Source organism: Vibrio sp. 10N.222.49.C12, from assembly GCF_041475025.1.
Taxonomy (GTDB): Bacteria; Pseudomonadota; Gammaproteobacteria; order Enterobacterales; family Vibrionaceae; genus Vibrio; species Vibrio crassostreae_C.
Genome location: NZ_JBFRVF010000087.1, coordinates 1 through 11704, shown reverse-complemented (window position 1 = coordinate 11704; position 11704 = coordinate 1). Strand labels below are relative to the sequence as shown.

Annotated in this window: 9 protein-coding genes; 1 reads left to right on the top strand and 8 read right to left on the bottom strand. The window is 44.5% G+C overall.

Annotated features, from left to right (window positions below; all coding sequences use genetic code 11):
- Positions 1-86 precede the first annotated feature (86 nt).
- The 8 genes from hflC to tsaE form a co-directional block, all read right to left on the bottom strand.
- Positions 87-1064, bottom strand: coding sequence for a protease modulator HflC (gene hflC / locus AB4583_RS19750; RefSeq protein WP_017059930.1), 978 nt, complete (start codon positions 1062-1064; stop codon positions 87-89).
- Positions 1065-1066: 2 nt separating this feature from the next.
- The gene (gene hflK, locus AB4583_RS19745) at positions 1067-2269 is read right to left on the bottom strand and encodes an FtsH protease activity modulator HflK (protein ID WP_017067930.1); all 1203 of its coding nucleotides are present in this window, start codon (positions 2267-2269) and stop codon (positions 1067-1069) included.
- 27 nt (positions 2270-2296) lie between these two features.
- Positions 2297-3604 carry a ribosome rescue GTPase HflX gene (gene hflX / locus AB4583_RS19740; RefSeq protein ID WP_017059928.1) on the bottom strand — a complete coding sequence of 436 codons (1308 nt, stop codon included), beginning with the start codon at positions 3602-3604 and terminating at the stop codon, positions 2297-2299.
- A 44-nt stretch (positions 3605-3648) separates the two neighbouring features.
- Complete coding sequence (hfq, locus tag AB4583_RS19735; RefSeq protein ID WP_017059927.1) at positions 3649-3912, bottom strand: RNA chaperone Hfq; 264 nt, start codon at positions 3910-3912, stop codon at positions 3649-3651.
- A gap of 192 nt (positions 3913-4104) precedes the next feature.
- On the bottom strand, positions 4105-5037 hold the full coding sequence (miaA, locus tag AB4583_RS19730) for a tRNA (adenosine(37)-N6)-dimethylallyltransferase MiaA (RefSeq protein ID WP_017059926.1): 933 nt from the start codon (positions 5035-5037) through the stop codon (positions 4105-4107).
- 97 nt (positions 5038-5134) lie between these two features.
- A complete protein-coding gene (gene mutL / locus AB4583_RS19725) occupies positions 5135-7357 on the bottom strand; it encodes a DNA mismatch repair endonuclease MutL (protein ID WP_372118979.1) in 2223 nt (740 codons plus the stop codon).
- A gap of 102 nt (positions 7358-7459) precedes the next feature.
- Positions 7460-9175, bottom strand: a complete 1716-nt coding sequence (locus tag AB4583_RS19720) for an N-acetylmuramoyl-L-alanine amidase (protein WP_136989458.1) — start codon at positions 9173-9175, stop codon at positions 7460-7462.
- Positions 9169-9633: a tRNA (adenosine(37)-N6)-threonylcarbamoyltransferase complex ATPase subunit type 1 TsaE gene (tsaE, locus tag AB4583_RS19715; protein ID WP_286295440.1), complete on the bottom strand. Its 465-nt coding sequence runs from the start codon at positions 9631-9633 to the stop codon at positions 9169-9171. Before tsaE ends, AB4583_RS19720 begins: the two co-directional genes overlap by 7 nt.
- 240 nt (positions 9634-9873) lie before the next feature.
- On the opposite strand from tsaE, the gene queG reads away from it, so the two are divergent.
- The gene (gene queG / locus AB4583_RS19710; RefSeq protein ID WP_017059922.1) at positions 9874-11052 is read left to right on the top strand and encodes a tRNA epoxyqueuosine(34) reductase QueG; all 1179 of its coding nucleotides are present in this window, start codon (positions 9874-9876) and stop codon (positions 11050-11052) included.
- Positions 11053-11704 lie beyond the last annotated feature (652 nt).

The window sequence follows — 11704 nt, the reverse complement described above, 5'->3', positions numbered from 1 at the left end:
TGTGTATAAGAGACAGCCCACAATGGGAGCCTTTTAAGTTTTAACGTATTTTGCTTATTAAGCTAAGCATTCGCTAACGCATCAGCTTATTTTGCTGGAGCGCCGCTTGCTTGATTCATGTATTGGAAGAAGTCAGTCTTCGGATCCAGTACTAGAATGTCGCTCTTATCGCTAAATGATGTCTCATAAGCTTGCAATGAACGCATGAAGCCGTAGAACTCAGGATCTTTGCTGAACGCATCAGAGTAGATCTTCGCTGCTTCTGCATCCGCATCACCACGAGTGATTCGAGCTGTACGGTCAGCTTCAGCAAGAACTGTTGCCACTTCTAGCTCAGCTTGAGCACGGATAACTTCCGCTTTCTCACGACCTTGAGAACGGTGTCTACGAGCAACCGATTCACGTTCTGCACGCATACGGCGGTAGATAGATTCACTGATTTCGTCAGGAAGGTTAATCTTCTTCATACGAAAATCAACAACTTCAACACCTAAATCAGCCATCGCACTTTCTGCCGTTCCAGACAAAACGTTTTCCATGATCTTATCGCGTTCGCCATCAACTTCTAGTGCTTCTGCAGCCGCTACCGTTGTGACGACTTCGCTATCAGCAGAGTCTGGCAGGATGTCCTTGTTACGAGGGCCTGACACGATCTGCTTAATTTCACGAGAACCAATTTCAGAACGAAGAACATCTGTCACTTTACGCTCAAGAAGTGCTTCTGCCGTCATGATATTACCGCCACCGGTACTCAGATAGAAACGTCCAAAGTCAGCAATACGCCATTTTGCGTAAGTATCAATTAGAACGTCTTTTTTCTCTGATGTTACGAAACGGTCAGAACGGCCATCCATCGTTTGAATACGAGCATCAAGTACTTTTACGCGATCAAACATCGGTAGTTTAAAGTGCAGACCTGGTTCATAGATTCGTGATACGCCGTTGTCATCGAGAACTCGACCAAAACGAATTACCATGCCACGCTCACCTTCTTGAATCACAAACACTGACATCAATAGAAGGGCAATCGTCACAACTAATACAGGGATCATTAATTTACGCATTATTAGTATCTCCCTTGGCGTGAACTGTCTGAACGAGTTTGAGTGCTAGGCTTTGGATCCGCTTGAGTTTCTAACTCAATTTGATCGTAAGTTGATGATGCTTTTGCAGGGCGAGAGCCCGACTGAGAACCACCTTGTGCGCCTAGCTTATCAATTGGTAGGTATAGCAAGTTACCGCTTGATTCAGAATCAATCAGGACTTTCGATGTGCTTGAGTACACTTTTTCCATTGTATCTAGGTACATACGGTTACGTGTTACTTCAGGAGCAGCTTGGTATTCAGGTAGCAGTTTCTCGAATTGAGCAACTTGACCTAGAGCACCATTAACTGTGCGCTCTGAGTAACCCACCGCTTCTTTCTTCAAACGCTCAGCACGACCTGTTGCTTTTGGAAGAATGTCATTTCGGTAAGCTTCAGCTTCACGTTCAAAACGCTCTTCATCCTCACGAGCCGCGATAGCATCATCAAATGCATCTTTCACTTGCTCAGGTGGACGTGCTGACTGGAAGTTCACGTCAACAATCAGAATACCCATGTCGTAGCTATCAATAATACGGTTCAACGTTTCTTGAGTGCTTTGACGAATCTGCTGACGACCACTTGTCAGGATACTATCCATTAGTGAGTCACCAATTACCGCACGAAGCGCAGAATCGGTTGCTTGGCGTAAACTGTCGTCTGCATTCGTTACACGATACAAGTACTTGTATGGGTCAGAAACACGGTATTGAACACCCATTTCAACGGTCACAACGTTTTCATCTTTCGTTAGCATCGTGCCAGCAGCACGTAGAGAACGAATCGCTTGAACGTTTACTAGTTGCTCATCACTGATTTCATCGATGAAGCGTGGGTGCCAGTTAAGACCAGGTTCTTCGATACGGTCGAACTGACCCAGTCGAAGTACTACTGCTCTTTCTGCTTCGCCAACAGTGTAGAAACCAGCGAAGAACCAGATAGCAATAGCAATAACGGCAATGACACCAAAGCCAATTGCACCGCCACCACCAATAGATGGTCCGTTGCCGTTGCCACCTTTTTTACCAAACTTGCCACCTAACTTTTGACTTAGTTTACTAAACACTTCGTCTAGATCTGGCGGTCCTTGATCTCGGCCGCCGCGATTATTTTTATTACCCCAAGGGTCATTATCGCGGCCGTTATTATCGCCGTTGTTGTTATTTCCAGGCTCATTCCACGCCATTAGAAAGCTCCATCATTTGATATGACGTTATACTGTAGCAGTCTCTTTGGTAACGATAAAGTCACCTAAGAGCGCCCCTTCTCTTTTTTCAAGTTTAGACCAATCTATTTGTTGCATTCGGATATCTATCAACAAGTTACCATTTTCATCATACTCTTCCTGTTGAATACATTTCATCTCGAAGAATAAGCTGCGAATACGGCCCTGATGTTGATGTGGAATACACAACCGGAATTGAACCATCTGGCTAGCTAAACGCTCAGTTAAAGCTTCAAACAGCAGTTCAATACCTTCTCCTTCCATTGCAGAAACCCAAACAGCGCGAGGTGCGCCCTCTTCGTCTCTTTCAATTCGAGGTTTTTGGTCTTCCATGCAGTCAATTTTGTTCATGACTACAAGGGTTGGCACTTCATGAGCATCGATTTCTTCTAATACTTCATGAACAGCCTGAATGTTCTCACGAAAACGGTCATCACTGGCATCAACAACATGTAACAAAATGTCAGCTTCCTGCGTCTCTTGTAATGTTGCCTTGAACGCAGCGACCAAGTCGTGTGGTAGATGACGGATAAAACCTACGGTATCTGCGAGAATTGCAGGCCCGACATCTGCCAAATCAATCTTACGTAGTGTTGGGTCTAGGGTTGCAAACAGTTGGTCTGCCGCATAAACACCAGCACTTGTGATGCGATTGAAAAGTGTTGATTTCCCTGCGTTGGTATAACCAACCAAAGAAATTGTTGGGATTTCAGCTCGATTACGAGCACGTCGTCCTTGTTCACGCTGTTTAGCAACTTTCGCTAAACGACGTAGTATTGCCTTTATACGGTCACGCAACAAACGTCGATCGGTTTCCAGTTGAGTTTCACCTGGACCACGAAGACCAATACCACCTTTCTGCCTTTCAAGGTGAGTCCAACCACGAATCAATCGGGTAGAGATATGACGAAGCTGAGCGAGCTCAACTTGTAGCTTACCTTCATGAGTTCGCGCACGTTGTGCAAAAATATCTAAGATCAAACCCGTGCGATCAATCACACGACATTTACACAATTGCTCGAGGTTGCGCTCTTGGGCAGGAGAGAGGGAGTGGTTAAAAATCACAATTTCAGCACCGGTCAGCTGAACAGCTTGTGCGATTTCTAGGGCTTTACCTTCTCCAACGTAGTATTTAGGGAGTGGGGATTGTCGGCTACCAGTAATCACTTGTAGCGTTTCTACCCCCGCTGAGGAGACCAGCATTTCACATTCGCTTAGATCTTCCCATTCTCCCTCTTGCGTGAAGTTGATATGAACAAGTACGGCTCGCTCGCCGGATTCATAACGGTCAAACAAGCAACCAACTCCTTATTACAGCGCAAGCTGTACAAATTGAACGATTAATCTTCAGTCTTCTCTGGACGATCAGATGGCGTGCGTTGCTCGCCGCTGTGGTGACTAACTGCGCGAGCAGGTACCACAGTAGAAATCGCATGCTTGTAAACCATTTGGTTTACTGTGTTCTTCAATAAGATCACGAATTGATCGAAAGACTCGATCTGACCTTGCAGCTTAATGCCGTTAACAAGATAGATAGAGACTGGAATGCGCTCACGACGGAGTGCATTTAGGAATGGGTCTTGTAGCGATTGCCCCTTAGCCATTTTATTTTCCTTATTTGTATTTTGTTGTAATTATTTAGCTAGTGGTGCACAAAAAGGTGCGGCCTTTGCATCTGAGCTAAATGAATAAAAAAACTCCGTTGTTATTGAAAGGCTGTGATTTTTAAAAGCCTCAATAACGGATCCTTTCCAGAGTATATTCACGCAAAAGCGATCACATTATACACAGCAATACTAATCAGATGCTATTGCATCTGAAAGAGTTTCTAACGCTTGATCAATGTTTTCGCTATCTAACCAAGTTAAATCATCCCAACTGCGCAACCAGGTGATTTGTCGCTTGGCCAACTGACGGGTTGCACAGACACCACGGAAAACCGCTTCGTCTAAATCACAATTACCGTCTAAATAATCCCACATCTGCCTATAACCAACGCATCGGATCGATGGCAGTTCAGGGTGAAGATCTTCTCTGGCGTACAACGCCTTCATTTCATCTTCAAACCCAGCTTCTATCATCTTCTCGAAACGCAGCTCAATGCGGCGATGGAGTTCAGTCCTTTCCTTGGGAGCTATTGCAAATTGTTTTACACGAAATGGCAGGCTATCGCCTTTCGTTTGAGTTAGCTCTGTTAATGTTTTACCCGAAATTCGGTAAACTTCCAATGCCCTTGAAAGCCTTTGTGGATCATTTGGGTGTATTCTTTCAGCGGATACGGGATCTATCTCTCTTAATTGATCGTGCAATGCCTGCCAACCTTGTTCGATAGATTCCGCTTCAATCTGCTTACGAATCTCTTGATCCGCGGCTGGTAATGGCGATAAACCTTCCAACAATGCTTTGTAGTACAGCATTGTGCCACCAACAAGTAACGGGATTTTGCCTTCCGCTACAATCTTATTCATTTCATTGATCGCATCACGACGAAAATCTGCCGCAGAATACGCTTCGCTTGGATCCAAAATATCAATCAAGCGATGAGGCGCGAGCTCAAGCTCTTCCGCATCCGGTTTAGCGGTACCAATATCCATGTCTTTGTAGATCAATGCCGAATCGACGCTGATGATCTCTACAGGGTATTTCTGACGTAAGCGGATAGCTAAATCTGTTTTTCCTGACGCCGTTGGGCCCATTAAAAACAACGCTAAAGGTAATTTTTCAGTCATGATATTTTGTATTTGCTTCTCTGTTTTAGCGCTTTTTAGCAAAGGGCTTTGTGTCGCGACGTATTCAGCTAAAAAGACAAAGGTCGTCGCGAAAAAATTAAACCGTAAACGCGGCTATAGTCGCTGAAAAGTCGATAGGATTAACAAACTCTGGATCATCTAATGGAAGTAGACCATGCCAAAGTTGTTCTAGTTCCCCAACTAGTTGAACCGCTTCAGATAAAGTGTAGTCGCTTTTTACTTGTGCGGTTTGAATCCCGATCCAGTTAACCAAAGCTGACAACATGTCATTAGGTTGCTTCACTGCACCCTGGGCATTTATTGAAGCCGCGTAAGATAACAGATCTGGGATCAAAATTTGTAAGTTTTGCTGCCTTAAAGGAGAAGGCACGCCCATCACCATTACCGCCTCGCTGTTTCGCGCCTTAAGCTCAATCCCCAGTAATGCCAGAGTTTGACTCAGCGCCTTAGCAACTTCGACAAGTTCACTACCCAGCTTAATCGATAAAGGCACCAATAACGGTTGGCTTTTTAACGCGCCACCTCGAGTATCAAGCTGACCAACAACACGTAATAATTCAGCCTTAGCTAAGGAAACCAAAACACAGCCATTCTTGTTGCCCATCACGAGATATTGACGTTCAACAACCGAGACCGCTTTCCCCAAATCCGTCACTGCTGCTCTTGGCTTTAAATGAACAGGATTCTGTTGAGCAGGCTTAGCTTCTTTATTTTCTTTATTTTCTTTATTTTCTTTATTTTCTAAGTTGTCTCTGGTTTCTACTGGTGCCACATGCTCTTGAGAAGATGAAGGCTGTACAACTTGATCATCAAAATCAGGCGTTTTCAAAAGCTCTTTATAGGCTTTCACTTCTCGCTTAGAGGGCGCGGGTTCACCATGATGTTGGTGTGGCTCTTTCTCTTTTTTAGGTTCAGGTCGAGACTCTATCCACTCTTGGCGAGAGGAACCGGTAAAACTGCTGTCACTAGTAGCCGAGCTTCGGCCAGCAGATGAACTTGAGCTGGTTGATGAGCTTGGGCTAATTGATGAAACATAATGTCGCCCACCATCATTAACGCTGTGTTGAGGCTTATCAAAAGCGTGCTCTGATTCTGCTTTTCTCGGGTAGGCAGGCGTTTGCTCAATAGCATGTCGCACCCTATCCGAAACTTGGGTTTGATCCGAACTGCTAGGCATTACGCTTTCTGGCTCAGCGAAACTCGCAACACCATCAACTGCAGAGCTCGTACTATCTTGCTGATGATGAATCACTTCTGATTGATGAAAAGCTGACTGATTGATTGGCGCAGCATCGATCTGCTTGCTCTGTGCTAAACCATCGCTCAAGGCTTGGTAAATAAAGTCATGCACAAGGCGCGCTTGATGAAAACGCACTTCATGTTTTGCAGGGTGGACATTCACGTCCACCTGATGTGGGTCGAGTTCAATGAACAACACATACGTCGCGAATTGGTCTGGACGCAGGCTGGTTTCGTAGCTTTGACGAATCGCATGGTTGATCAGCTTGTCACGCATCATACGACCATTCACATAGCAGTATTGCAGGTCGCTTTGCTGTCTGGCCCCTTCAGGTGTGGTGATCCAGCCATGAAGTTTTAAGCCTTGGTGCTCAAGTTCGATCTTAAGCATATGGCGAACAAAAGGATTGCCACATACCGCAGCGATGCGCTTTTCTGCTTGAACTTGTGTTTTTGCAGCGCGGTACTGACGAATCATCTTGCCGTTATGACGAAGGTTGATCGTCACATCAAAACGACTCAATGCGATGCGTTTAAGCAACTCATCAATATGGGTGAATTCAGTTTTCTCGGTGCGTAAGAATTTGCGGCGTGCTGGCGTATTGAAGAACAGATCCAACACCTCAACCGAAGTACCAATTGGGTGTGCTGCTGGCTGCAGTTTTACCTGCATATCACGACCTTCACTGTGTGCTGCCCAAGCTTGATCTTGAGTGGCAGGGCGTGACGTCATGGTTAAGCGCGCAACCGAGCTAATACTCGCCAGCGCTTCACCACGAAAACCAAGGCTGACGATCGCCTCAAGGTCATCAAGGGTATGGATTTTGGAGGTAGCATGGCGGCTCAGTGCCAAGGCAAGCTCATCTTTTACGATGCCTTTACCATTGTCACGAACGCGGATCATCTTGGCGCCACCTTTCTCGATATCAATATCGATACGAGTGGCACCCGAATCCAAACTGTTCTCAACCAACTCTTTTACAACAGAAGCGGGTCTTTCTACCACCTCACCCGCTGCGATTTGGTTAGCTAACCGAGCTGGCAGTATTTTGATCGTCATATTTATAGCTACCTTACTGCCATTGATGGAAACGCTGCTACGTTTGCACTAGTTCTTATTTTTTATCATTGATATACCTGAAGCTGTTTAGCATTCCCAAGACTACTTGTGAGGAATAATCAGCACTTGGCCGATAGCTAGACTGTCAGATCTTAGCTTATTCGCTTGGCGAATGCTGTTGACGCTCACGCCATATTTTGAAGCAATCTTGCCAAGGTAATCACCTCTTGCAACTTTGTGTTTGCGCAGAGGAACATCTTTAACTTCAACCGTAATACGTAACTTTTGGCCTACTCTCACCGTCTCTGATTTCAAACGGTTCTCACGTTTAATATCAGCCACCGACACTTTATAGCGGCTGGCGATCTTACCTAGGTACTCTCCAGACTTAACCGTGTGAGTGATGGTCTTCGTTTTAACCGCACTGCTTGATGATGAAGTTGAAGCACTGCCTGGAATCTTAAGTACTTGGCCAATTGCTAGGCTGCTCGATTTCAGATTGTTGAACTTCATCAACGTCTGTGTCGACGTACCATACTTGCTCGCAATCACAGACAAAGACTCACCACGAGAGACTTTATGTTGGCTCACGCTGCCCGTTGATGACGTTGCGTTAGACAAGATAATCCCTTCAGGCGGGTTAGCCTTCAAATACTTAACCACCGCTTTAGTCACTGCTCGTGCCAATTTATCTTGGTGCGAACGTTGGAAAAGAAGCTTCTCTTCCGTCGGATTCGAAATAAAACCTGTCTCTACCAGTACTGATGGGATCTGTGGTGAACGTAATACTGCTAAGCTGGTGTTAATCGGCTTGCTATTGTGCAGTTTCGCAACCTTACCCATTTCAGACAGAATTGCCGTTGCCAGTTTGTAGCCCTCTTTTTGAGAGTGGCTAAACTGCAAATCAAGCAGGGTTTGGTTTACGTTCTTATCATCAATATTGCTTGTGAACGCTGCACCGCTACCACCAAGCAATTCAGACTGTTTCTCTTTATTCTCAATCCAACGAGAGATCTCTGTATTTGCGCGTCGAGTGTTCAATACAAACACTGAACCACCTCTTGGTTGAGGCGTCGTAAAGGCGTCGGCGTGAATAGAGATCAACAGGTGAGCTTCATTCTCTCGAGCAATCGCAACACGTCGATTCAGGTTCACAAAGTAATCAGCATTACGAGTCATACGAGTTTTGATCCCCGGGACCGCATTCAGTTGAGCTGCTAACTTCTTAGAAATACTCAGAGTCGCGTCTTTTTCGTATTTACGCGTAGGACCAATCGAACCTGGGTCTTCACCACCGTGGCCAGGATCAATCACAATTAGAATATCTTTCTGGCGCTTAACCTGATTAATGTTCTTACTTACCGTTGGCTTACTCGGTGTCGATGTCGCTTTACTTGCCGCACCATGAGGTAAGTCGATCACCAAACGGTGTCCATACTGACCACCTGGGGTCGGGCTCAGTTTGAATAATTCTGCTTTAGACGACTGCTTTAACTCAAAAACCAAGCGATAGGTGTTTTTGTCTGGCGGTGAGCTCTTACGAATCTTAGATAGAACAGGGCTGTCTTTCACCTCGACCGGTAACTTAGTCGCAAGACTGGTATTTTTTAAATCAACCACTAAGCGACTCGGGCTACTCAGGGTGAAATAGCTAAAGTCCGCTTCTGATTTTAAGTCGATAACCACACGAGTTCCTTCTGGAGAAGGCCAAACCCTTAAACTTTTCAGTGAGTTTGCAGAAACAAGTGAAGAAAACAGTATAGAAAAAACAGCAGCCATCATGGCCACTGTTGAAATAAGGCGTTTAGAAATCAACATAACTCCAACTGACTAAGTAAGCGCTGTCCGTATTCACTATTAGCGGTTAAAGAAACAATACGGTGATCGTCTTGGTAACGAATATCAATATCCAAATCGGCTTCTGGTAGCATCCCATAACCTTTCTCAGGCCATTCAACCAAACAGATAGCATCCGGAGTAAAGTAGTCACGAATTCCCATAAACTCTAACTCTTCAGGATCGGCTAGGCGATAAAGGTCAAAGTGGTACACCTGCCAATCTGCAAGTTGATAAGGTTCAACTAGAGTATACGTTGGGCTCTTTACATTTCCTTGATGGCCAAGCGCTTTTACAAAGCCACGACTAAAGGTCGTTTTGCCTGCGCCAAGATCACCATGCAGATAAATAGTCGTCTGCTGTGAGCAAAGATTAGAAAGCTCCGTTCCTAATTGAATCGTTGCTTTTTCATCTTTCAAAGTAAATTGTTTCGTGCTCATGAATACGTTCTCTAAAAATCGATCGTTGACTATATAAAAATCAAAAGAACAAGAATAGTAAACCGTGATGCTTTTGGGAGACAAGCACTCAAGTGTAAGTTCTATGAAAAATACTGCTCAAAACGCGTCTGTTCTGGTCAACACCACTAAGATCCGTTAAGATCCGCCCCCATTTTTGCCGAACCTAATTTTAATTAGCCTTATCTCTAATTGTAAAACAGAGAAAATAAGAAATAAGCCATGAATCTAGACCATCTTGCTGAAAAAATTAAAATCTGGGGAAAAGAGCTGGGCTTTCAAAAAGTTGGCATCTGCGATGTTGATTTAAGTGAACACGAAGCCCCTCTTCAAGCATGGCTAGATGCTGGCAACCACGGCGAAATGGATTGGATGGCTCGACATGGGATGATGCGTGCACGTCCTGATGAACTTCACCCAGGCACAATTCGAGTGATCAGCGCTCGAATGAACTACCTACCACCAGAAGCTCAGTTCGCCTCTAACCTAAGCGATACCACTCAAGGCTACATCAGCCGCTATTCTTTAGGCCGCGACTATCACAAATTGTTCCGTAACCAGTTGAAAAAGCTAGGACAAAGAATTGAAAAAGAGGTCGAGGGTTTAGACTCACGCCCTTTCGTCGATTCAGCGCCCATTTTGGAAAGACCACTCGCTCAAAAAGCAGGGTTGGGCTGGACAGGTAAACACTCATTAATTCTTGATAAAGACGCTGGCTCTTGGTTCTTTCTAGGGGAGCTGTTAGTTAACATCCCTCTTCCCACGGATGAACCCAGTGTTGATGAGTGCGGCAAATGCACCGCATGTATCACTTCTTGCCCAACGGGTGCCATTATTGCTGATGGCGTGGTTGATGCGCGCAAATGTATTTCGTACTTAACCATTGAATATGATGGTGTGATCCCTGAAGAGTATAGAGATGCCATTGGTAACCGTATCTACGGTTGCGATGATTGTCAGTTAGTTTGCCCGTGGAATCGTCATGCCGAACTCACAGAGCAAACAGACTTTCACCGCAGAGAAGATTTCCAAGAAGCCGATCTGGTTTCACTTTCAAGTTGGGACGAAGCAACCTTCCTAAAGAAAATGGAAGGCTCAGCAATCAGACGTATCGGCCACACCCAGTGGTTACGCAATATCTTTGTTGCGATGGGCAATGCACCATTTCAACAACGCATTATTGAAACCCTGGAGTCTCATCAAGGCAAAAACGAAATGCTTGATGTGCATATTGAGTGGGCTTTGAATAAACAACTACAGCAGTTACCCAACGCTAGCAGTGTGCAAGAAGATAGCTCTACGCAGAAAAATAGCTGTGTGCAAAAAAGTAACAGCAAAATCTCCACCAAAAAGCACAGACTGATACGTATAGTAGAGAAAGGACTACCAAGAGACGCCTAGCCCTTTTGGTATCAACGATTGACAGCGACACCCACATCGATAGTCCAATATTTAAGACAACTCGTTGCACATAATTTTAGAACAATGTTTGACCTTGTTCTCAATTCTAACAATGTGGAAAAAATTCAGAACTCTCGTAAACTTCCGACACCCGAGCAAAGTTAAACACAGTACCGATAAATGATTAAGATCAAAAAACAACAAGTTAACGATCTTTTATTAAATCCAAGATAGGCATCCAACCTGATAAAAAACAACAAGTTACGATCGCTGCAATTCATCTAATATATTGAAAACAAGAAAGATCTTTTAGGGATAGGTAAAGAATTAAGCCTGAAACAACTTTATCAACCAAGTTATCCACACCTAACATTTTGTGGATAAGTCTGTTTATAGATGTGAAAAACCTCAAGTATCTGCTTCAGAGACCTGATGTTTACTAGCATTCCAGTTGCTAAGAAAAATTTAAGACAAAAAAATATCCACCATGATGGAGGATTATTTGCTTTTTGGGGGGATTATGCTTCGCAGCATTAAAGAAAGAGCGTGACCCTTAAGGTCGTCTTTAAACTCTGTGATCTAAAGAAAAACACGGTGGTTTAAAGAGTCTTAATAGCTTTTTAGAAGAAAGCTGGAGCGATACATCGGGTTC